This is a genomic window from Sorangium sp. So ce836 (genome assembly GCF_028553905.1).
Classification (GTDB): domain Bacteria; phylum Myxococcota_A; class Polyangia; order Polyangiales; family Polyangiaceae; genus Sorangium; species Sorangium cellulosum_D.
In genome coordinates, this window is record NZ_CP102233.1 from 5,118,312 (window position 1) to 5,140,863 (window position 22,552).

The following is a 22,552-nucleotide window of genomic DNA, read 5'->3' on the forward strand; positions in this document are numbered from 1 at the left end:
GTGCCTCAGTCAAGTCATGGCGGCGCGGGAGCGCAGGTGCGCTGTTTCTCTCGCGGGTCGCGGGTCGCGGGTCGCGGGCGCGGGGCGCGAGCGCCGTGCGCCGGTTTCGCGGGATGGCTGGAGAGCAGATTCGCGGCGCGTCAGGTCGTTCTTTCCGGCTGCGGCGACGGGCCCCGCGCGTCGCCTTCGCGCGACAGGAGGCGGCGGATCTCGAGTACGAGCGTGTCCGGCAGGCACGGCTTGGTGAGGAAGGCGTCGCACCCCGCGTCCTTCGCCTCGCGCGAGTGCCCCGCGAGCGTGTGGCCGGTGAGGGCGACGATGGGGATCCGCTTCGTGCGCGGGTCGCTCTTGAGGTGGCGCGTCGCCTCCCAGCCGTCGATCTCGGGGAGCGACAGATCCATCAGGATGAGGTCCGGGATCAGCTCGAAGGCGCGATCGAGCGCCTCCCGACCGGTCGCCGCCTCGGCCACGCGGAACCCGGAGAAGGACAGGTATTCCGCGAACATCTCCCGGTTGTCCTGGAAGTCGTCCACGACCAGGACGAGCGGCGAGAACGTGTTGTCGTCACACTTCACTTCCATCCCAGTGAACCTTTCCATTCCTCGGCGCGCCGCCCGATCGAGCGCGAACGAGCCCGACATCGTGCGGCCGGTCTCTCACGCAGGTGATGTAGGGGGGCGATCCGCTCGGGTCACGCGATGTTTGTATACCTTATTGCCGGCCGGATGCCGGGCATTTCCCCTCCCGCGCAGGGGTCGCCCTGCACTTGGCCTGAAGGGGTCTAAGGTTGTTCCTTACGTACCCTAGGTGGGCCCGTAGGGCCGGCGGGCGCCGATGATCTCGTGGAGCAAACGAGCGGCGCTGTCCCAGTCGACGGGCTTCACGAGCACGCCGTCGAAGGCCGAGGCGTTGAGGGCTGCGCGGGCCTCGAGATCGCGGCGGCCGGTGCACGCGAAGATGGCGACGTGCTGGGTCGCCGGGTCGGCGCGCAGCGCCTCGGCGACGACGAACCCGTCGATGCCGGGCATCCTCAGGTCGCACAGGATCACATCCGGCACGTCCTGTGTGGCGAGGAACACGCCGCGCAGCCCACCCGCCGCCCGCTCGACCAGGAAGCCGTGCGCGGCGAGCGCCGCCTCCGCCATGACGAGGAAATCGGGATCATCGTCCACGATGAGGACCCGGCGGCGTCGCTCGACCACGAGGGTATCCTCGTCGTGTTGCTCGGCGGACTCTCTGCGCTCTGCCTCGGACATGCTCCCCCGCTCGCGGCTCGGCTGACGGCGCTCCCCAGGTGCTCGGGCTTCGATGCGAGGCATCAGGCGACGACCTCCCGCCGGCGTTCCTGGAAAGGTCCCCCTGCGTTGGTGGAGGCGAAACCTGAGCCCCGGGTACACCTTGTGCCCAGGTCGCTTATCCGCAACCATCAACTGTCCAGCGCAGATGGGGGCTCTGCGCGGTTCGCCCTCAGCGCCTGGCGACGGTTGTTTCGGGGCGGTCCCGACGACAGTTGGCTTGCTCGTCTGATGCTCGAGGTCCGCGCTGCTGCATATTCGGAGCAGGCGTCTATGTGGATGGATGACGAGTTTTTCGCGCGAGTGGGCCACGACCTACGCGGCGAGCTGGCGACCATGCTGGCCGGGGTGCACTACCTTCTGCGTTACCAGAAGGATCTCGGACCAGCGCCGCGCGACATGCTGGAGCGCGTGCGCGGCGCCGGCGAGCGGCTGAAGCGGCTGCTCGATGAGTTCGACAACTCCATCTGGCTCCGCGCGGACGCGAGCCGACCGATGTCGATCGCCCGCTGCGACGCGGCCGAGCTCGTCCGGCGCGCCGCGGGGCAGCTCGAGGCGATGGCCGCCGCGCGCGGCGTGCAGATCTCGTTCGAGGCCGGGCCCGACGGTGCCGCGACCGTGGAGGGCGATCCGGAGCTCCTCCGGGTGGCGCTGGAGTACGTGCTCGGCTTCGCCATCCTGCGATCGCGCGATCGGCCGGTGCAGGTCCGCGTCTCGAGCGCCGACGGCGCGCCGGTGGTGACCGTCGTCGACGAGGCGGGCCCCGTCCCGCCGGAGCCGCTCGCCCGGCTGCTCGAGCCGTTCGGCGAGCGGGCGGCGATCCCCGCCGACCCGGTCGCGCCGCGCCGCCGCGAGCGGCTCGGCCTCGGGCTCGCGATCGCGCACGGAATCCTCGGCGCGCACGGGGGCGGGCTGACCGTGGAGCCGTCGTCCGAGCGCGCGGACGGCGGCGCGCCGGCATCGGCCGCGGACCTGTCCGCGACCGGGCTGCGCTTCACCTGCTTCCTCGGCGGCGTTGGGAGGGATCCTCCCACCCGATTGCCGGAGACGGAAGGTCGCTGCGACGCGGCGAGCGGCCGGTGACGGAGGAGACCCTTCCGAGGGCTCCAACGCGCGGATCGTGTCCGATAGAGACTTCGTCTAGGATGAACCGGGTCGCACGTCGCGAGCGTGCTCCAACTTCCACCGCACAACGATGAATGCGCCTCGATGCCGACGCTGAGCTCTCTCCTCGTGCAGCATGGGGTTACCTCGATGCGGGTGGTCGAGGAGGCGATCGCCCGCCAAGTCCTCCATGGCGGCGACCTCGCCACGAACGTGCTGGAGCTCGGCGCGGTGAGCGAGCGCGAGCTCACGGCGCTGCTCGCGGAGAGCCTCGGGCTCCCGCCCGCCGTCGGCCGGCTCCGGCCCGCGTCGCCCGACGTGCTCCGGACCATCCCGGCTGAGCTCGCGGTCCAGCACCGCGTGTTCCCGCTCGACGTGCGCACGGGCGTCGACAGCGCGGCGGCGGGGGCCTCGCAGCCGGAGCCGACGCTGGTCATCGCGACGGCCGAGCCGCTCGCGCCGGCCGTCGCGGAGCAGCTGAGCTTCTCGCTGGGGGTCAACCTGCGGCAGCTCGCCGCGCCGCTGGTGCGCATCCGCCAGGCGCTCGCGGAGCACTACGGCATCGCACTCGAGCGGCGCCTGTCGCGGCTCGTGAAGCAGCTCGACGCGCGCGCCGAGCCGAGCCCGGCGGAGCCGGTCGAGCCCGCCTCCGCAGCCGCCGCTGCGCTCCCGCCGGGAGCGCCTCCGCCGCCGGCGTCGCCCGCCGGCGCGGATGTGGCTCCACCCGCAGGAGCCGACCCGGTCGCGCCTGCGCCGGTCGACGCGCCTTCGCTCGCGGCGGCAGCGGCGGCTCCGGCTGCAGCGGCCGACGCGGCGTCGCCTGCGGGAGCGGACGCGGTCGCGCCTGCCGATGTCGACGCCGACGCGACGTTGCCCGACGGCATCCATCCGCGCGAGGAGACGGCGAAAGCGCGGCAGAAAAAGCGAGCGAGCATCGACGATGCTCCGACGGTCGAGGCGCCGGCCTCGATGGCGCGCGAGGAGGCCGCGGGAGCGCACGCTCGCGAGGAGACGGCGGAAGCGCAGCAGAAGAAGCGAGCGAGCATCGACGATGCTCCGACGGTCGAGGCGCTGACCTCGATCCACGACGAGGACACCGTCGTCGCGGAGGTCTCGCTCAATGAAGCCGTCCCCACGCCGAGGAAGCCGCCGCTGCACGAGCTGGACGACGAGCCGACCGTCGTCGCGGAGTACCCGATCGATCTGCCCTCGTTCCGCTACCTCGAGGCGCACACGCCTGGGGCAGAGGCGCTGGCCTCGCGCCTCTCCAAGCTCGCTCCGCGGCGCGGCCAAGCGGGCGCTGCGGCGCCGGCGGAGCGCGAGGTCGCCGCGGCGGCTCAGGGCGAGGAGACCGCGCCTGCCGGCCACCTGGCTGCGCCGCAGGAAGAGCCCGCGATCGAGCCGGCAGAGCCGACGCCGCGCTCCGAGCAGCTCGCGCCGCGCCTCGCGGCGTTCGCGGCAGCGGACGACGTGCCCGCGGCGCCTGCGGTGGAGGCGAGGGCGCCGGCCGTGGAAACGCCAGCGCCGGCCGTGGCAACGCCGGCGCCGCCCCTGAAGTCAACGGCGCCGCCCGTGAGGCCGGTGGCGCCGCCGGCGCCGTCCGGCGCGCGTTCGCGGGCGCCGGGCACGCACCTGTTGACCGGCTGGTTGAAGCGGGCGTCGGCCGCGCACCGCGCTCCGCAAGACACGGCGCCGCAAGCTGCAGCGGCGCAGCCGCGCCTGCCCGGCGGCTCTGCGCTAGCGGTGCCCGTCCCTGCGGCCTCCGCACCCGTGGGGCCTGCAGCGACAGCGCCGGCGGAGACCACGCCCGTGGCGCCCGCTGCGCTCGCACCTGCGGCGCCTGCTCCTGCGGTCTCCGCGCCCGTGGCGCTCGCGCCTGTCGTCGCCGCACCTGCGGCGCCCGCGCCCGCGATCTCGGCGAGCGCACCGGCGGCGAAGGGCTCGATGCGCGAGGCGGGCCGGTCTGCGCCGACGGCGCAGCGGCGCAAGGGCCCGTTCACGCTGGCCATGGCCGAGCAGGAGCTCGCCTCGGTCGACTCGAGCGAGGCGGTGCTCGCGGTCCTCTTCGACTTCGCGCAGCAGTACTTCGAGTACACGGTCCTGTTCACGGTCCACGGCGAGCGCGCGGAGGGCCGCAACGCCGCAGGCCCTGGCGCCGAGCGCGATCGCGTCACGAAGATCGCCGTGCCGTTCGATCGTCCCACCGCCCTCGCCAGGGCGCGCGCGCTCCGAGCGCCGCTCGTCGCCGCGCTCGCCGGCAGCGCCCCTGACGCGGAGCTCCAGCGCGAGCTCGGCAGGAAGATCCACGCGGCCGCGGTGGCGGTCGTCCCGATCGTCGTGCGCGGCCGCGTCGTGGCGCTCGTCTACGGTGACGACGGCGCCGCCTCGGTCGAGCTCTCCAGCATCGGCGATCTCATCGCGCTCGCCGGGGTCGCGACGACGGTGCTGGAGCGGCTCATCCTGCGAAAGAAGCTGAACCGGAGCGGCGGAGCCCAGGATGCCGCCGCATCTCCGCAGAGGTCGTCCGCGCCGCCGCGCGAGGCCGCCGCGTCTCCGCAGAGGTCGTCCGCGCCGCCGCACGAGGCCGCCGCGCCTGCGCGGAGGTCGTCCGCGCCGCCGCACGAGGCCGCCGCGCCGCAGGACGAGGACGGCGACGAGCACGCCAAGGAGGGCCCGCTCTCCATGCGAACCCGCGCCGCGCTGATGGAGCTGAGCAGCATGGTCCGCGCGGAGGCGCACGGGCCGGCCGCGGCCGACGACGCATCCTCGCCGCCCGCCGCGCATGAGCCCCTCGGCGCGGGCGAGCCACAGCGAGCCGACGGCGCGGACGTCGAGCCGAACGGCCCGCGACCCCAGGGCGGCTGGTCCACCGAGAACGGCGGCTCCGGGATCGATGCCGTCGCGCGGGCGTTCGGGCTCCGCGGTACGGGCGTGGAGGCCGATCCCGTGCGGCCGGACGAGGGCGTCGCGCACGCGATGGCGTTCAGCTCGACCATCCCGCCGGCCGCGGCGCCGCACGCGCCGAGCCCGGGCGCCGAGCCGCAGTTCCGGCTCGGCCTCGAGGCGGGCGCGGACGTCGTGTCGGGCACGGCCGTCACCGCGCCGATGATGCCGGCGGTCACGCAGCCGCTCATGCAGGCGGTCCCGGCGCCGGCGTCGCCGGTCATCACGGCGCCGCCTTCGCCGCCAGCCATCGACGAGATCCCCGATCTCGAGATCCCCGCGGCGCTGACCCACGCGCGGTCCGAGGACTTCGATCTCGGCGAGCCTGAAGAGGCGCGGACGAAGCGGTACTCCCGGCCGCCGTGGATGCTCGACAGCTCGATCAAGCCCGGCGCCGAGGAGCAGCGGGATCACGCGCCGGCGCCGTCGTCGGTCGCCGCGCGCCCCCACTGGCGCCGCACGCCCGTCGCCCTCGAGGCCGCCGCGGTGTATCCGCGGCCCCCGTCCGAGCGGCGCGCCGCGGTCTCGCCGTCTCCGGCCAGCGAGCTGCGCGCGGAGTACAGCTCGCTCGTGCAGCACGTCCTCGCGGGCGGCGAGGCGGGCTCGCGGGCGTTCGCCGAGCTCGTGCGCAACGGAGAGACGGCGATCTCGATCGTCGCCGCGCGCTTCCCCGGTCCGCTCCGGGTCGATCGCCAGCGCTTCCGCGAGCAGCTCGCCGGCCCGGACGGCGCCGCGAGCGTCGCCGCCGCGCCGCCTGCCTCCCAGTGCGGGCCGCTGCTCGAGCTCATCGTCGCGATCCGGCGCCCGGCGCTTCCCTTCATGACGGTGCGGAGCGCCTCGCCCGACCCCGAGGTGCGCTTCTGGGCCACGCACGTGCTCGGCGAGCTGCCGTACCCGGAAGCCGCCAACGCGCTGCTCCCGCGGCTCTTCGACGACAACGTCGCCGTCCGGCGGATCGCGGTCCGCTCGGCCGCCTTGTTGATCGCGGCGCCGCCCGCGGGCGGCCCGATCCTGCAGGGGCTCGATCACATCGCGCGCGACCGGGAGGAGTCGCCCGCGCGGCGGCTGACCGCCATCGACACCATGTCCGAGATCCGCTCCGGCTCCAGCGTGCCGGCGCTCGTCAGCGCGCTCTCCGATCCGCACGACGCGATCGTCGAGGCGGCGGCCCGCGCGCTGACCGCCATCACGCGGGAAGATCTCGGCCGCGACGCGCGCAAGTGGATGGCGTGGTGGTCGAGGAACGGCGAGCGCCATCGCATCGAGTGGATCATCGACGCGCTCACGCACGAGAAGCCCGCCATCCGCCGCGCCGCCATCGACGAGCTGAAGGGCATCACCCGGGAGTACTTCGGCTACTACGAGGACCTGCCGCGACAGGAGCGGGAGGCCGCCCAGGAGCGCTACCGCGCGTGGTGGATCTCCGAGGGGCGCTCGCGGTTCCGCACCACGGGCTGACGCCTCGTCGGGCCCGCGGAGGGCAGGGAGGCGGGCGGCTCATCCGGTCATCGGGAGCCGCCCCTCGGGCGGGTGGGTCAGGTTCGGCGGGAGATCAGACCGCGCTCGGGCGGTTCACTTGGGGGCGGCGGGCGCGGCGGCCGGCTGCACGGCGGGCGCCGGCTTCTTGGTGACGGCAGGAGCGGTCTCGCCGGCCTCCTTCATGGCCTTGTCGATCAGCTTCTTGAACTTCGAGAACGGCTGCGCGCCGCTGATGAAGTAGCCGTTCACGACGAACGCCGGCGTCCCGCTGATGCCCGCCTTGTCGGCCGCGGAGTTCTCGGAGTCCACGAACGCCTTGTGGGTGTTCGCGTCGAGGGCCTTCTTGAACTTCGTCATGTCGAGGCCCTGCTCCTCGGCGTACTTCTCGAGCGAGGCGCGCGAGAAGGCGTCCGGCTGACCCTGGTTCTTGAAGAGCACCTCGTGGTACGCCCAGAACCCGGCGTTGCCCTTCTGCGCGTAGGCCTCCTGCGCGGCCTCGGCCGCGAGCGGCGCGTTCTTGTGCATCGGCAGCGGCCGGTGGCGCCACACGATCTTCAGCTTGTCGCCGTAGGTCTTCGAGATCTGCGAGACCGTGTCCTCGACGCGCTTGCAGAACGGGCACTCGAAGTCCGAGAAGACCTGCATCACGACCTTCGCGCGCTCGCCGCCCTTCCACGGGCTGTTCGGCGCCGGCGGGGCGACCTCCTTGCGCTCGGGCGGCGGCGGCTCCTTGCCGTCCTTGATGATCTCGGCGTAGAGGTCCTTGGCGGCGACGCCCTTCGCGAGCAGCCCCTCGGCCTTCTTGATCTCCTCGTCGATGATCGCCTTGAACTTGTCGATCGGCTGCGCGCCGACGAGCCGGCGGCCGTTGATGAAGAAGTGCGGGGTCCCGGACGCCTGCAGGTCGTCCGCGAGCTCCTGATCCGCGGAGATCGACGCGCCGTGCTTCTTGGTGGCGATCGCGGCCTTCACCTTCTCGACGTCGAGCCCGAGCTCCTTGGCGTAGCCGAGCAGGTCCTCGTCGTTGAGCTTCTGCTGGTTCTTCCAGAGCAGCTCATACGCATCCCAGAAGCCCTTCTCGCCCTTCTGAGCGCGGGCCTCCATGGCGAGCTCGGCCGCGGGCTCGGCGCGCTGATGGAACGGGAGCGGGTTGTTCTTCCAGACGAACCGGACCTTGTCCCCGTAGGTCTTGAGGATCTCGTCGATCGTGGGGACGACCTTGCTGCAGAAGGGGCACTGGAAGTCGGACCACTCGACGATGGTGACCAGCGCGGTGGCCGGGCCCTTCGCGGGCGCGTCGCCGACGGGCACCTTCCAGACCGTCTTGTCGTCCTCCTGCGGGCGCTCGCGGTCCTTCTGGGGCGGCGCCTTCGCCTTGTTCTCCGCGGCGAGCTTGGCGTACACCTTGTCGGGCTTCGTCCCCGCGGCGATCGCGGCCTGCGCGGCCTTGAGCTGCTCGTCGATCACGGCGGTGAACTTGTCGACCGGCTGCGCGCCGCTCAGGAACACGCCGTTGATGATCGAGGCGGGCGTGCCGGTGACGCCGGACGACTTGCCGACCGCCATGTCGGCGTCGATCTTGGCCATGTACTCCTGCCGATCGTACGCCGCCTTGAACTTCGCCTTGTCGACGCCGGCCTCGACGGCCCACTTCTCGAAGTTGTCGGGCGTGAGGCTCTTCTGGTTCTGGAAGGCGAGCTCGTGGAACTTCCAGAACGCCTTCGAGCCGCCGAGGCGGAACACGGTCTCGGCCGCGAGCGCCGCCGGACGCGCGTTCTTGTGGAACGGGAGCGGGTTGTTCTTCCAGACGATGCGCAGCTTCTCGGAACCGTACTTGTCCTTGAGCTGGTTGATCGTGGTCTCGACCCTGCTGCAGAACGGACACTCGAAGTCGCTGAAGACGACCATCGTCACCGGCGCCGTCCGCGCGCCCCACACCGGGTCCTTCGACGACACGGGCACCGCCGCGTCCTCGTCGCTCCACGGCTGGCCGTCGTCGACGGCCGCCGAGATCTCATGCCCGCGCGAGCCGGCGCTCCGATCGATACTCCACATCAGCCCCATCCCTGCGATGAAGCAGAGAAGAAAGCCGACGATGGCTGTTCCCTTATTCATGATGTTTCCTCTCTCAACGGTGGTGGAGCGCCGCCAGGCGGGCCCCTCCTTCAACGCGGGCGCGACACCAGGTGCGCGCTCGCGACAAGATCGCCATTCGTGAGCTCCCAGGGCGGCGAGCCACCCTGGGCCGAAGGAGCCGCCGCCGCGCGGCGCGGCTGCAGCCCCCGGCGGAGCGCCGGGACCGCTCTGGACCGGTCACGCCAGCGCCAGCATCCGGCCTCCGTCGCGCGAGGCGCGCCGCCCTCGAGAGGGCGAGCCTGCGCGACGTGGGCCCGGACGAGCGCCTAGCGGGCTCGGTTCAGACCGGCAAACGCTCCGGATCTCGCGGCAAGACCGGCACGGATCGCCCGCAGCAGGCTCCGAGAGACCACGCGGCGCGATCGGGGGCGGCTTGGCCGGCGAGCTCGCCTCATCGAGGCGGGTGGTATACGCCCTGCGCCACGCCGGCGCGCGGCCCGCCGGAGACCGCGAGGAACGAGAAGACCTCCACGGACGCGCACGGGGCAGGCAGGACGAGCTCCGGAACGAGCACCGCCTGCTGCGGCGGGCTGGAGAGCTCGCTCACAGGGCCGGGGCGACCCGAGTTCGGCCCGACCCTCGGCCAGAGGTCGCCCCCGTCGCATCCAGGGGCCGCGTCGATCCGGTCGTCGGTCATCGGCAGCGTGCGCGGCGGCGCGACCGAGGAAGCGCCGCGCGGATCGCAGATCGGCGCGGCCCTCGTCTCGCCCGTCTCGTCGTCGACGCTCGTCAGGACGGTGCACGACGGCTCGTCCGGCGGCGCGACGATCGTCATCCGGTCGTCGTCGCAGACCGGAACGATCGCAGCGCGCGCTCGCAGCGGCAGGACCAGCGCCAACGCGAACGTCAGCAAGGTCATCAGGCGCTGGACGGCGTGTCGCGACATCCCTGCCAAGGAGTAGCCGAGGCCCGAGAGGAGAGCAATGGGCCGGACTCCAGCAGAACGCGACGGTTTGTCGTCACCCTGGACGGATCCATGCGCCGCTCAGGACGACCGCCCGGAGCCGCGACTTGTCGACAGGGTGTGGATAACCCTGTGGATAACCTGGAGAGCCCCTGTGTCGAAACGGTGTGGCGCGGCGGCGGCGCCGCGGGAGCGCGGCCCGTTTCGCCGCGCCAGCGCGAAGTTGGCCCACCTTGTCCTACATCCGATAGGTTCGGTTCATGGCGAACTCCTCCGCGACCGTGCCCCGCCCGGTTCTTCCGCCCTCGCATGAGCCCACCAAGAGCGGCTTCGCTGCGGACGATGTTCCCCGGCCGCTCGGCCGCTACGTGCTCCTGCGGCGCATCGCTCGGGGAGGCATGGGCGAGGTGTTCCTCGCCTCCACGACCGGCCTCGAGGGGGCCGAACGCCCCGTCGTCGTGAAGATCATCCGCCGCGAGCACGCGTCGGATCCGAGCTACATCGCCCGCTTCCTCGACGAGGCGCGGGTGCAGGCGCAGCTCCAGCATTCCGGCGTCGCGCAGGTCATCGAGGCGGACGTCGACCCGGCGACCGGGGAGCCGTACGCGGTCGTCGAGCACGTCGAGGGCCGGAGCCTCGGCGAGGTCCGGGCGCGCGCGGTGCAGCTCGGGCACCGCTTCGACTGGGCGGAGGCGGTCGCGATCGCGACGATGATCGCCGAGGCGCTCGCCCACGTGCACGAGCGCAAGGACCCGTCGGGCGCCGCGCTCGGCATCGTCCACCGCGACCTGTCGCCCCAGAACGTGATGCTCGGCTTCTCCGGCGACGTGAAGATCATCGACTTCGGGACCGCCCGCGGACAGAACCGGCGCTGCCACACGGTCGCGGGCGTCGTGTTCGCGAAGCCGGGTTACGTGGCGCCGGAGGTGGCGAACGGCGACCCGGGCGACGCGCGGGTCGATCTCTACGCGCTCGGGATCATGCTCTGGGAGCTGTGCGCGGGGCGCCGCTTCCTCCAGGGCGACGCGCAGACGCACATGGCCGCGGTCGCGCGCAACCAGAACGATCCGCCGCCGATCGCCCTCTCGCTCGGGGCGCCGCCGACGCTCGACGCCGCGATCGCGCGGCTCACGGCCTTCGATCGGGAAGCCCGGTACCCGTCGAGCCGCGCCGCCGCGCGCGACCTCGCCGCGCTCCTCGGCGCGGCGGCCGCGCTGCCGGGCGGCGAGCGCGGCGTGCGCGCGCGGGCCGCGCACCTGATGCAGCGGCTCTTCCCGGGCGAGCCGGGGCGCTCGCGCGGCGAGTTCGCGGCCCTCGTCGCCGCCGCGAAGGCGCACCGCGCCGCGGCCGTCACGCCGGTGAGCCCCCGCGCCGAGGCGATGGCCTCGGCCGAGCGCGGCGACGAGGGCATGCTGCCCGGCACGCGCTACCGGCTGCTGCGCGAGATCGGCACCGGCGCGAGCAGCACCGTCTACGAGGCGGAGCACGTCGACCTCGGGCGCCGCGTGGCGCTCAAGGTCGTCTCCGCCGAGCACTCCGCGGCGGACGCGGTCGCGAGCCGCTTCCGCCGCGAGGCGCGCGTGCTCTCGCGCCTCTCCCACGAGCACCTCGTGAAGGTCCACGACTTCGGCATGGCCGCGGATGGCCGCCTGTTCTGCGGCATGGACCTGCTCGAGGGCGAGACGCTCGACGCCGTGCTCGCCCGCGGGGCCGCGATCGACTGGAGGGACGCGCTCGCCATGGCGGTCAAGGTGCTGAGCGCGATCGAGCTCACGCACGCCGAGGGCCTCGTGCACCGGGACATCAAGCCCGAGAACCTGTTCTTGACGCGCCCGAGCGGCGCCGAGGCCTCGCCCTCCATCGCCGAGGCCGGCCTGAAGCTGCTCGATTTCGGGCTCGCGAAGTGCCTCGCCGACGACCGCGGCGAGGGCGACGGCGTCGCGGACGCGACCGGCGCGGGGGAGGGGCCGGCCCGGGCCGCGGTCGCGATCGTGGGGACGCCCGAGTACATGGCGCCGGAGCAGGCCGCGTCGGGGCGCATCGACGGGCGCGCGGATCTGTACGCGCTCGGCTGCGTCCTCTACGAGATGCTCACGGGGCGCCTGCCGTTCGTCGAGCCGAGCCTCGTCGCGCTGCTCGACGCGAAGATCAAGGGCAGCCCCGAGCGCCTGCGCGAGCGCGCCCCGGCGCGGCAGATCCCGCCGTTCGTCGACGAGCTGGTGATGCGCGCGCTGGCGCGCCACCCGAGCGTCCGCTTCCAGAGCGCAGTCGAGATGCGTCAGGCCATCCTGAGGGCGCTCGGCGCGCCCGGGCGCGCGCGCGCCCGGCGCCGCGCGGTCGGGTTCGCGGCCGTGGCCGCCGTGATGGCGCTCGCGGGCGCGGTCGTGGTGGGCAAGGGGCGCGAGATCGCGGCGCGCGCCCCCGCCGCCGCTGCGCTGCTCGACGTCGAGGGCGAGGCGGCCGCGCCGCCGGGGGAGGCGGCTCAGGCAGCTGCGCCCGGCGCCGAGGCCGCTGCGCCCGGCGCCGAGGCCGCCGACGCGCCGTCCGGGGCCGCGGAGGCGCCGTCCGGGGCCGCGGAGGCGCCGTCCACCGGTGCTGCGGCGCCGCCCAGCGCCGCAGCGGCGCAGGTCCTCGCGGCCGCGGCGACGGCGCAGGCCGCCGGCGCGCCCGCGGTCGCCGCCGCTGCGGCCGGTGCGCTCGCGCCCGCCGCAGCGGGGCAGGGGAGCGATGCCCCGCGAGCCCTCGCGGCCCTGCCCCGCGCAGGGGCCGCGGCGCCCGCGACGGCCGCCGCGCCGACGGCGCAGCCCGCCGTCGCGAAGGCCGACGCGGCGAAGCCGCCCGCGAGGAGCGAGGCCGCCCCGCGCAGCCCGGCGGTGGCGGCGCGCGGCGCGGCGTCGAAGGCCGACAAGCCCGCGGCGCGCGGCCCGGCGGAGCGCGCGTCGCGCGAGGTCGCGACGCGCGAGACGAAGGCGCGCGAGCGATCGTCCTCGTCCTCGGCCCGCGAGCCGGCGGCTTCGACGCCCGCCCGCGGCGACGCCGGTACGGCAGAGAAAGAGGGCAACGGGCACGAGGATCACACCGAGGCGAAGCGGCGCCGTCACAAGCGGCGGTCCCGGGTCGCCAAGGCCGAGTAAGCTGCGCCGCCCGCGGCGCATTTCTCTCGCGCGCACGCTGCCGCGTTGTATACCGCGCAGCCTGCGATGGCTCAGATTTCCCTGTCCGCGCCGGGTTCGAACGCCGTTACCTCGGGCCCACCCCATCGCGCCATCCTGCGGCTCGCGCTGCCGACCGTGGCGGCGATGCTCACCCAGAGCATCGTCAACGAGGTCGACATCGTCTTCTTCGCGCACCTGCCGTGCCCCGAGTCGTCGAACGCGCAAGCGGCGCTCCTGCCGTCGCTGATCGTGCTCTGGCTGTTCGGCGGCTCGCTCAGCGCGATCTCGGTCGGCACGCAGGCGTTCACCGCGCGCCGCTTCGCCGAGCGGCGCCCCGAGGACGCGGGCGCGGTCCTCGCGAATGCCCTGTTCTTCGCGCTCGTCGCCGGTGTCGCGTTCTCCGCGGTCGGGTACCTGACGATGCCGTACATCCTGTCGGTCATCATCAAGGTGCCGGACGCGCGGCAGGCGGCGCTCGATTATCTCGGCTGGCGCTTGCTCGGGGTGACGTCGATGGCGGCGACGTTCGCCCTGAAGGCGTTCTTCGACGGGATCGGCAAGACGCACATCCACCTGGTCTCGGCCGTCGCGATGAACGCGCTCAACATCGTGCTCTGCCTCCTGCTCATCTTCGGCAACGCCTCGCTCGGCATCCCGAAGTACGGCATCGCCGGGGCGGGCATCGCGGGCTTCATCTCGACCTACGTCGGCCTCGCGATCATGCTCGCGTACGCCCTCCTGCCGCAGTACCGGAGCCTCTACCGGCCGTTCGCCACGAGCAAGCTCTCGGCTCCGCTCACCTGGTCCATCCTCAAGCTGTCGATCCCGAGCGCCGTCGCCACCGTCGCCATCATGACCGGCTTCGGCCTGTTCTACGCGATCGCCAGCAAGCTCGATCAGGTCGCGCCGGCGGGCGTGGTCTCGCCGCTCTGCCCGGGCGGCCGAGCGGAGCCGGTCTACGGCGCGGCGACCACGGTGATCGTCGGGATCCTGAAGCTCACGTTCACCGCCTGCCTGGCCTTCGGCACGTCGACGGCGACCCTGGTGGCGCAGTCGCTCGGCGAGCGGGACGGGGACAAGGCCGCGCGCTTCGGCTGGGTGAGCGTCCGGCTGGGTCTCGCGATCTTCGGGGTCGTGGGCCTGCTCGAGGCGATCTTCGCCCGGCAGATCCTCGCGTTCGCCAGCAGCAGCGAGCTCGTCCAGGCCGCGGCGCTCCGGCCGCTCCAGGTGATGGGCATCTGCACGCCGCTCGTCGCGGTCGGCATGATCCTGACGCAGGCGCTCTTCGGCGCGGGCAACACGGTGTTCGTGATGGTGGTGGAGCTCATCCTGCACTTCACCTGCCTCGTCCCGCTCGCGTGGCTGCTCGGCATCACGCTCGGCTTCGGCCTGATGGGCATCTGGGGGGCCGGCGTCGCCTACGTCGTCCTCCTCGCCGCGACGATGGTGTGGAAGTTCCGCTCGGGGGACTGGAAGAAGATCCGGCTCGACCCTCATCACGGGCCCGACAAGGCCGCGCTCGGCGCGGGCGGCGGCCCGGGCGACCCGTAACGAGGGCTCTGACCCGCGCTCAGCGGGGGAACGCCGCGGCGTTCCCGCCGTCGACGGTCACGACGCAGCCCGTCGTGGCCTCGGCGGTGGCGAGGTACAGGAAGGCCTGCGCCACGTCGGCCGCGGTGGTCTCGCGCCGGAGCAGGTTGTCGCGGAAGTAGTCGTCGACCGAGACGTTGCGGGCGCGGGCGCGCGCCTCCAGCAGGCCCGCGCCGAACAGCGCGGTCCGGATGCGGTCGGCGTTGACGGCGTTGGCCCGGACGCCGTGGCGGCCGAGATCGACGGCGTACTGGCGCATGAGCGAGACGAGCGCCGCCTTGGCGACGGCGTACGGGCCGAAGTCGCCCCCCTGGTTGAACGCGCTCTTCGACGCGTTGAACAGGAGCGCGCCGCCCGAGTCCTGGGCGAGGAGGACCCGCGCCGCCGCGCGGGCGACGTTCTGGTGGCCGAGCAGGTTCAGCTCGAGCGAGGCGCACAGCGCCTCGTGCCCCTCCGACGTGTGGATCGGCCCGGAGAACGCGCGGCCGGCGTTCGACACGACGACGTCGACGCCGCCGAAGTGCGCCGCGGCCTGCGCGAACGCCCGGTTCACGCTCGCCTCGCTGCGCACGTCGCAGGCGATCTTCAGGCACCGGCCGCGGTGGCGCGCCCCGAGCTCGGCGGCGGCCTTCTCGAGCGGCTCCTCGTCGCGATCGGCCAGCACCACGTGCGCCCCGGCCGCGAGGAACGCCGCCGCCGTCGCGTGGCCGATCCCCGAGGCGGCGCCCGTCACGAGCGCGATCCGCCGATCGAGCGGGCCCCTCTGCCCGGCCCCGAGCTTCAGCTTCGCCTGCTCGAGGCTCCAGTACTCCATGTCGAAGAGATCGAGCTCCGGGACCGGCTGGTACCCGCCGAGCGCCTCGGCGGCCTCGATCACGGAGACGGTGTGATCGTAGACGTCCGCGACGATCTCCGCCTCGGCGTGCGATCCGCCGACGCACAGCGCGCCCACCCCCGGGAAGAGCAGCACCCGCGGGAACGGATCGAGCTCGTCGCGGACGACGCCCCGCGCCGCGCAGGAGCGGCGGAAGTACTCGTGGTACTCGGCCGCGTACTTCGCGATGCCCTGCTCGACGGCCGCGCGGAGGCGCGCCGTGTCGGTCACGTCGCAGCCGCTCACGAGGAGCGGCCGCGCCTTGGTGCGGATGACGTGGTCCGGGGTCGCGCAGCCGATCTGCGAGACCCGGGCGACGTCGTCGCGCTCGCAGAACGCGATGAGCTGCAGGCTCGTGCGGAGCGTGGAGACCCAGGGGCGGCCCGAGGCGCGGGCGAGCGCGCCCCGCACCACCGGCCCGATGGCGGCCCGGATGTCCGGGTCCGGCGCCGCGACCGTCGGGTGCGAGGCGATCGCGCTGCGCTGGGCGATGTAGCGCTCGGCGCGCGTCACCGCGTCGATCATGCGCGTGTAGCTCTCCTCGGCCGTCTCGCCCCACGTGAAGACGCCGTGCTTGTCGAGGATCATCACCGACGGGAGCCCGCCCTGCGCGAGGCGCCCCCGGACGAGCTCGGCGACGCGGCGGGCGAGCGCGAACCCGGGCATGACGTACGGCACGAACAGCGCCTCATCCCCATAGATCGCCCGCACGATCTCGGCCGAGCCGGGCTGATCGATGACCGAGAGCGCGGCGTCCGCGTGCGTGTGATCGACGAACTTCGCGGGGATGATCGCGTGCAGCAGCGCCTCGACCGAGGGCGTGGGGCTCGACGGATCCAGCATCTGGCCGCGCAGGAGCGCCACCATCTGCTCGTCGGTCATCGCCTCGAGCGCGCAAGCGCGCTGGAGCGGCGCGAGGCGGCACGCCGGGAAGCCGCGCGGCTCGATCGTCGCGAGATCCCACCCGCTGCCCTTGATGTAGAGCACGTCGACGCGATCGCCGAGCAGGTCGACGGCCGTGCTCTTGACGCTCGTGTTCCCGCCGCCGTGGAGCACGAGGGACGGATCGGCGCCGAGCAGGCGCGAGGTGTAGACGCGGAGGGCGAGATCCTCGCCGCAGGACGCGGCGTAGGTGTCGAGGTAACGCTGGGCTTCGTCCTTGCTGTGGCGAGGATCCATCGACCGGCCGCCTACCCCAGCGGCGGAGGCGCCGGAAGCCCGCCGATCAGTAGCGGTAGTTCTCGGCCTTGAACGGGCCCTCGACGGGGACGCCCAGGTATTTCGCCTGGTCCGGCGAGAGCTGCGTCAGCTCGACCCCGAGCTTCGGCAGGTGCAGCGCGGCGACCTTCTCGTCGAGCCGCTTCGGCAGGAGGTGGACGCCGACCGTGTACTTCTCCGTCCAGAGGGCGATCTGCGCGAGGACCTGGTTGGAGAACGAGGTCGACATCACGAACGACGGGTGGCCCGTGGCGCAACCGAGGTTCACGAGCCGGCCGCGCGCGAGGACGATGAGCCGCTTGCCGTCCGGGAAGATGAAGTGGTCGACCTGCGGCTTGATGTTCTCCTCCTTGATCTCGGGGTTCTTCTCGAGCCACGAGATCTGGATCTCCGAGTCGAAGTGGCCGATGTTGCAGAGGATCGCCTCGTCCTTCATCGCGAGCATGTGCTCGGCGCGCACGACGTCGGAGCAGCCGGTCGCCGTGACGAAGATGTCGCCGATCGGGGCGACGGTCTCGAGGCGCTTCACCTCGTAGCCCTCCATCGCCGCCTGCAACGCGCAGATCGGGTCGATCTCGGTGATGATCACGCGCGCCCCGAGGCCGCGCAGCGACTGCGCGCACCCCTTGCCGACGTCGCCGTAGCCGCAGACGACGGCGACCTTGCCGGCGAACATCACGTCCGTGGCCCGCTTGATCCCGTCGCCCAGCGACTCGCGGCAACCGTAGAGGTTGTCGAACTTGCTCTTCGTCACCGAGTCGTTGACGTTGATCGCGGGCACCTTCAGCTTGCCGGCGCGGTGCATCTCGTAGAGCCGGTGCACGCCCGTCGTCGTCTCCTCCGAGAGCCCGCGGATCGGGTCGTTGCCGGTGAAGAGCTCCGGGTGCTTCTCGTGGGCGATGATCGTGAGATCGCCCCCGTCATCGAGGATCATGTTGGGGCCCTTGCCGCCCTTGAAGGCGTAGAGCTGCTGCTCGATGCACCAGTCGTACTCCTCGAGGGTCTCGCCCTTCCAGGCGAAGACCGGGATGCCGGCCGCCGCGATCGCCGCCGCCGCGTGGTCCTGCGTCGAGTAGATGTTGCAGCTCGTCCAGGTGACCTCGGCGCCGAGGGCGATCAGCGTCTCGATCAGCACGGCGGTCTGGATCGTCATGTGGAGGCAGCCGGCGATGCGCGCGCCCTTGAGCGGCTGCGAGGGGCCGTACTCGGCCCGGAGCGCCATGAGGCCCGGCATCTCCTTCTCGGCGATGCGGATCTCCTTGCGACCCCAGTCTGCAAGCGTGATGTCGGCGACCTTGTAGGAGAGCTTCTTCTCAGCAGTCATGGTGTCCCTTTGCCTTTTCCGGTGAATGCGCTCGAGCGCGCGTCGCGCCAGCCGACGAGCAGCTGCCAAATGAGGTGTCGATCCGGACCTTCGCCCTGCCAGGCGGACGGCAGCCGCCGGATCTCGACGCCGGAGAGCCCGGCCTCCTCGGCCAGGCGCCGGAGGTCGTCCGGCGAGAAGCCGAGCCAGATGTCCGCCTCCTGCTCTCGCAGGGCCTGATCGTGGTGCGCCTCGTAATCGAGCACGCACACCGCGCCGCCGCGGGCGTGCGCGCCGTCCTCGCCGCGGCCGGACGCGGCCGGCCGCGCGAGCTCGACGAGGGCGCGCATCGCCCTCGCCGGCTGGGGCGCGTGGTGCAGCACGCGGGCCGCGAAGACCACGTCCGCGCCGCCGGCGAAGGCCTCGCCCGCCTCCGCCGGATCGACGCCGAGCGCGCGGGCCACGGCGCGGCGCACCTCGGGCCCGTCGAGCTCGCCGCACACGAGCTCGACGTTCTCGAGGCTGCGACGCCGCAGGCGCTCGCCCGCGAGCTGCAGCTGGGCGCTCGCGCGGTCGAGCGCGACGACGCGGTCGAAGACGGGGGACAGCACCTCGAGCAGCGCCCCGTCGCCGGTGCCCGCGTCGATCGCCAGGCGGCGGTGGGGCAGGAGCGGCGCGAGCGCGGCGAGGTAGGCGGCGAGCTCGGACGGCGGCCCCGACCGCGACGGGCGCCCGCCGCGCGCGAAGAACTCGCGCGTCTCGGCGTCGCGCGCGGCGAGCACCTCCTCGACGCGCGCGAGCGTCCCGTCGGCCGCGCACGCGCGCTGCCCCGCGCGCACGGCGTCGTCGACGACGGGGTCGCTCGTGGCGCGCGGGTCGAGGCGGAGCAGCGTCCACGTCCCCTGACGGCGGGCCAGCAGGATCCCCGCCTCGCGGAGCGCGGCCGCGTGGCGCGAGATCTTCGGCTGGCCCTCGCGGAGCAGCTCGGCCAGCTCGCCGACCGCCAGCTCCTCCGCCGCGGCCAGGCCGAGGAGCCGCAGCCGCACCGGATCCGAGAGGAGCCGGTACAGCTCGCAGCGCGCGACCGCCTCCATCGGCTGGGCAGGGAGCTCTGTCGCCGTCACCACGGATCCTATATATGCGTCGATGCGCATAGATGCAAATGCTATGTCCGCGGGCGTGAGCGCGCCCGCGGCGACGCAGGCCGCCGCAGCGGCGCGCGGCGCGCGGCCGCGCAGGCGCGGGCGGCGGCGCTGGCCTGGCTCAGCGAGCAGCCGTCAGCGGGACCACACAGGAGAGCTCTTCCATGGGCATGCTCGTCCACCGAGCTCGTCCGTTTGCTCTCTGATTTCCAGCTTTCTCGGCAGGTCGCCGTCGCCGCTGGCGGGCTCGCGTGCCGACGGGCTCGTGTGCCGAAGGGCTCGCGCTCTGGCGAGATCAGCCGAACGAACGGACGGCCTTCTCCAGCTTCGCCTCTTCCGCGGCGCGGAGCAGGCCCACGGCCACCACGGTGAGGCGCTCCGGCCGGAACAGCGCGCGCGCGGCGTCGCGCACGTCCTCGACCGTGACGCGGGCGAGCTCCTCGTGCCGCGCCTCCGGGGTGCGGGTGATGTCGGCGAGCGCGGCGAGCCCGTGGAAGCCGGCGGTCGCCTCGGCGTCGTCGAGCATCGCCTCCACCGACCAGAGGTGGCGGTCGCGCGCCTTGGCGAGCTCGTCCTCGCGCGGGCCGACCTCGGAGAGCTCGCGGAGCAGCGCGAAGATCTCCCGGACCACCACGGTCGCGCGGTCGTGCTGCACACCCGCGGCGATGTCGACGACCCCGTCGTCCTCGTAGGCCTCGAACATCCCCGACACGTCGTAGCAGAGGCCGAGCCGGTCGCAGATCCGCTCGTAGAGCCGCGTCGACATGCCGTCGTCGAGGACGCGGAGCAGCATCTCCACGGCGGGCTCGCGCGGATCGCGCTCGCTGACGCCCCGGAACGCCACCCGCAGCTCGGTCTGGCTCGACTGGTTCTCGATGAAGCGGAACCTCGGCTTCTTCTGGCCGTTCGGCGGCGCCGAGGCCGGCACCAGCTCGCCGCGCGGCATGGCGCCGAAGTGCCGCTCGACGGCCCGCGCGCACGCGTCGGGATCGAGCCGCCCCGCGAGGCAGAGCACCGCGTTCGCCGTCGTGTAGTGCCGGGCGTGGTGGGCGCGCAGCATCGGCTCGTCGAAGCGATCGAGCGCGTCGATGCCGCCGGTGATGGTGAAGCCGAGCGGGTGCCGCTCGTACATGAGGGCGCGCGCGTTGTTGTCCGCGTCGATGTCGCGCCCCTCGTCGTCGAGGTCCTCGAGGATCTCCTCGCGCACGATGCCGCGCTCGACCTCGATCGCGGTGAAGCGCGGCGAGGTGGCGACCTCGCCGAGCAGGGCGAGCACCGGCTCCAGGTTCGCCGGCGGCACCGAGATGCTCATCACGCCGTGGTCGACGTGGGTCGCCGCGTAGAGCGTCCCGCCGAGCCGCTCGAAGGCGAGCGCCTGCGCGTGCGCCGACGGCAGCGTCGGCGTCCCCCGGAACACCATGTGCTCCAGGAAATGGGAGATCCCGTTGTTCTGCGGCGTCTCGAACCGCGAGCCGACGCGCAGGTAGAGCGAGGCGACCGCCCGGTGCACGTGCGGCTGCGGGACGAGGACGACCTTGAGGCCGTTCGAGAGGACGACGTCGCGCGCGTCACGCGGCGGGAGCGGCGTCATTCCCCCTCGTCCTCGATCGGGAGCGGCTCGCCGGAGCCGTCGTCGGCCGGCTTGGACTCCTTGAGGAGGTTCTGGTCGTACTTCACCTCGCTGCCGATCGTCGACTTCAGCCGGCGGATGTACCCGACGAGCGCGTCGTTCTGCTTCGCGGCGCGCATCGCGGCGGTGTAGAACTCGCGATCCTTGTCCCATTGCTCCTGGCTCGCGGACGTCTTCTCCTTGAGCTGGATCACGGCGTAGCCGTTCTCCAGCGCCACGACGTCCTTGGGCAGGTCGCCCGGCTTGTCGAGCTGGAACGCGATGCGCGCGGCCTCGGTGCTGTCCCTCGCGTCCGAGATCGGCGAGCCCGACACGTTGAACGGCAGGCTCGCCTCGACGGTGGGCCGGTTCGGGTGGTTCGCCATCGTGTAGGGCGGCCGCGCCTCTCCAGGCGCGGCCTCGCCGCCGTCCTTGGCGCCCTCGTCCTTGCCACCGTCCTGCTTCGCGGCGGCGGGCTGCTCGCCCGCCTTCGCCCCGGCGCCGGCCTTGTCCTTCGCGGGCGCGAGCTGGGCCAGGTGCGCGGCGAGCGCGTCGTCCAGCGACTTCCCGCCCGCGGCGGCGGCGAGCACCTGCTTCGCGGCCTCGGCCGCGAGCCGCTCCGACTCGTGGGCCGTGTAGAGGTCGCGCGCCGTCTCCAGCCGGCCGATCTTCTCGGCCTCGGCGTCCTTCGCGATCTGCTCGAGCTTGATCACGTGGAAGCCGTCCTCGGTCTCGATGATGTCCGACACCTCGCCGGCCTTCATCGCGAAGAGCTTGTCCTCGACGGGCTTGCTGAGCCGGCCCTTGGTCACGCAGCCGAGCTCGCCGCCGCGCGCCGCGCTCGGATCGTCGCTCGCGCTGCGCGCCACGTCGGCGAAGCTCTCGCCCTTCTTGAGGCGCTGGACCGCCGCCTCGATCCGCGCCTTCGCGGCCGCCTTGCCGGCCTCCGGCCCCTGCTCGGCCTCCGCGGGCTTCACCTCGACCATCAGGTCTCGCGCGACCCGGCACTCCGGCAGATATTGCGCCTTGCGCCCCTCCCAGGCCTTGTCGAGCTCTTCCTTGTTGGCGTCCGCCCAGGCCTGGACCGCCTTCTCCGACTTGTCGACGACGAGGTCGCTGTAGAAGCGCCGATCGAAGCGCACGTAGCTGAGCGTCCGGGTCGACTTCTCGCGCGAGAACTGCTCGAACGCCTCGCTCTCGCCGACCCGGACGCGCGCGCGGACGAGATCGCGCATCCGCGCGGCGACGAGCTCCTTCCGCTGGTACTCGCGGAAATCGGTCGGGCTCATCTTCGTGATCGCCCGGATCTGCTTCTCGTACTGCTTGCTGTCGAACTTCTTGGACTGGCGGTTGCGGACGTCCAGGTAGCGAATGAGGTCTTCCCGGAGATTGAGGGCATAACCGACCTGGCGGATCTTGTCCGCAGGCAGCGAGACACGCACCCTGCCGGCCACGAGCTCGGACGTCAGCTCGTCGTCCGAGACGGTGATCCCGAGGCGCTTCGCGTCCTCGTTGAGCAGCCACCGCTCGTAGAGCCCCTCCGCCGTGAGCCGCCGGTAGCCCATCGCCCGGAGGCGGTTTTCGTCGACGCTGCGCATCGCGAGCAGGTTCCTCGAGGCGTTGAACTCGACCGAGGAGATGCAGCTGCCTCGGACCTCGACGGCGCAGGTGCTCGCGGTCGACTGCACGGGGCCCGTGTTCGGGCGGAACTGGACGATGAAGACGACGGCGATCGCGATGACGATGGCGGCGCCGAAGATTTGGCTCAGTCTGTTCACGAAGGGCTCGCTCCCGGGGCGT

Annotated in this window: 13 protein-coding genes; 4 read left to right on the plus strand and 9 right to left on the minus strand. The window is 72.9% G+C overall.

What is annotated here, in order from left to right; all coding sequences use genetic code 11:
• Nucleotides 1-140: 140 nt before the first annotated feature.
• Both NQZ70_RS18655 and NQZ70_RS18660 read right to left on the minus strand, forming a co-directional pair.
• Complete coding sequence (locus NQZ70_RS18655) at nt 141-581, minus strand: response regulator (RefSeq protein WP_129575416.1); 441 nt, start codon at nt 579-581, stop codon at nt 141-143.
• Between the two features lie 222 nt (nt 582-803).
• Complete coding sequence (locus tag NQZ70_RS18660; protein ID WP_237245416.1) at nt 804-1,202, minus strand: response regulator; 399 nt, start codon at nt 1,200-1,202, stop codon at nt 804-806.
• A gap of 396 nt (nt 1,203-1,598) precedes the next feature.
• Between NQZ70_RS18660 and NQZ70_RS18665 the strand changes: the two genes are divergently transcribed.
• Both NQZ70_RS18665 and NQZ70_RS18670 read left to right on the plus strand, forming a co-directional pair.
• A complete protein-coding gene (locus tag NQZ70_RS18665; protein WP_237245417.1) occupies nt 1,599-2,378 on the plus strand; it encodes a sensor histidine kinase KdpD in 780 nt (259 codons plus the stop codon).
• 126 nt (nt 2,379-2,504) lie between these two features.
• Nucleotides 2,505-6,800 (plus strand): HEAT repeat domain-containing protein, encoded by a 4,296-nt coding sequence (locus NQZ70_RS18670; RefSeq protein ID WP_129575419.1) that lies wholly within the window; start codon nt 2,505-2,507, stop codon nt 6,798-6,800.
• Between the two features lie 114 nt (nt 6,801-6,914).
• On the opposite strand, the gene NQZ70_RS18675 is transcribed toward NQZ70_RS18670, so the two are convergent.
• Nucleotides 6,915-8,936, minus strand: coding sequence for a thioredoxin domain-containing protein (locus NQZ70_RS18675; RefSeq protein ID WP_129575420.1), 2,022 nt, complete (start codon nt 8,934-8,936; stop codon nt 6,915-6,917).
• A 412-nt stretch (nt 8,937-9,348) separates the two neighbouring features.
• A complete protein-coding gene (locus tag NQZ70_RS18680; RefSeq protein ID WP_237245418.1) occupies nt 9,349-9,816 on the minus strand; it encodes a hypothetical protein in 468 nt (155 codons plus the stop codon).
• A gap of 305 nt (nt 9,817-10,121) precedes the next feature.
• On the opposite strand from NQZ70_RS18680, the gene NQZ70_RS18685 reads away from it, so the two are divergent.
• Together NQZ70_RS18685 and NQZ70_RS18690 are read left to right on the plus strand one after the other, a co-directional pair.
• Nucleotides 10,122-12,995 carry a serine/threonine-protein kinase gene (locus NQZ70_RS18685; protein ID WP_129575422.1) on the plus strand — a complete coding sequence of 958 codons (2,874 nt, stop codon included), beginning with the start codon at nt 10,122-10,124 and terminating at the stop codon, nt 12,993-12,995.
• A 66-nt stretch (nt 12,996-13,061) separates the two neighbouring features.
• Nucleotides 13,062-14,567 (plus strand): MATE family efflux transporter, encoded by a 1,506-nt coding sequence (locus NQZ70_RS18690; protein ID WP_129575423.1) that lies wholly within the window; start codon nt 13,062-13,064, stop codon nt 14,565-14,567.
• Between the two features lie 19 nt (nt 14,568-14,586).
• On the opposite strand, the gene NQZ70_RS18695 is transcribed toward NQZ70_RS18690, so the two are convergent.
• From NQZ70_RS18695 to NQZ70_RS18715, 5 genes are all read right to left on the minus strand, one after another.
• A complete protein-coding gene (locus tag NQZ70_RS18695; protein WP_129575424.1) occupies nt 14,587-16,659 on the minus strand; it encodes a bifunctional aldolase/short-chain dehydrogenase in 2,073 nt (690 codons plus the stop codon).
• A 46-nt stretch (nt 16,660-16,705) separates the two neighbouring features.
• The gene (gene ahcY, locus NQZ70_RS18700) at nt 16,706-18,022 is read right to left on the minus strand and encodes an adenosylhomocysteinase (protein ID WP_129575425.1); all 1,317 of its coding nucleotides are present in this window, start codon (nt 18,020-18,022) and stop codon (nt 16,706-16,708) included.
• Complete coding sequence (locus NQZ70_RS18705) at nt 18,019-19,125, minus strand: metalloregulator ArsR/SmtB family transcription factor (RefSeq protein WP_237245419.1); 1,107 nt, start codon at nt 19,123-19,125, stop codon at nt 18,019-18,021. Before NQZ70_RS18705 ends, ahcY begins: the two co-directional genes overlap by 4 nt.
• 313 nt (nt 19,126-19,438) lie before the next feature.
• On the minus strand, nt 19,439-20,734 hold the full coding sequence (locus tag NQZ70_RS18710) for a pitrilysin family protein (protein WP_129575427.1): 1,296 nt from the start codon (nt 20,732-20,734) through the stop codon (nt 19,439-19,441).
• Entirely contained in the window at nt 20,731-22,530 is a 1,800-nt protein-coding gene (locus tag NQZ70_RS18715) for a peptidylprolyl isomerase (RefSeq protein ID WP_129575428.1), read from the minus strand. Before NQZ70_RS18715 ends, NQZ70_RS18710 begins: the two co-directional genes overlap by 4 nt.
• Between the last annotated feature and the right edge of the window lie 22 nt (nt 22,531-22,552).

Excerpts from the sequence above, each read along its gene's own strand:
- NQZ70_RS18655 (WP_129575416.1), bottom strand. The coding sequence starts at position 581 with ATGGAAGTGAAGTGTGACGACAACACGTTCTCGCCGCTCGTCCTGGTC.
- NQZ70_RS18670 (WP_129575419.1), top strand. The coding sequence starts at position 2,505 with ATGCCGACGCTGAGCTCTCTCCTCGTGCAGCATGGGGTTACCTCGATG.
- NQZ70_RS18675 (WP_129575420.1), bottom strand. The coding sequence starts at position 8,936 with ATGAATAAGGGAACAGCCATCGTCGGCTTTCTTCTCTGCTTCATCGCA.
- NQZ70_RS18680 (WP_237245418.1), bottom strand. The coding sequence starts at position 9,816 with ATGACCTTGCTGACGTTCGCGTTGGCGCTGGTCCTGCCGCTGCGAGCG.
- NQZ70_RS18685 (WP_129575422.1), top strand. The coding sequence starts at position 10,122 with ATGGCGAACTCCTCCGCGACCGTGCCCCGCCCGGTTCTTCCGCCCTCG.
- NQZ70_RS18690 (WP_129575423.1), top strand. The coding sequence starts at position 13,062 with ATGGCTCAGATTTCCCTGTCCGCGCCGGGTTCGAACGCCGTTACCTCG.
- NQZ70_RS18695 (WP_129575424.1), bottom strand. The coding sequence starts at position 16,659 with ATGGATCCTCGCCACAGCAAGGACGAAGCCCAGCGTTACCTCGACACC.
- ahcY (WP_129575425.1), bottom strand. The coding sequence starts at position 18,022 with ATGACTGCTGAGAAGAAGCTCTCCTACAAGGTCGCCGACATCACGCTT.
- NQZ70_RS18710 (WP_129575427.1), bottom strand. The coding sequence starts at position 20,734 with ATGACGCCGCTCCCGCCGCGTGACGCGCGCGACGTCGTCCTCTCGAAC.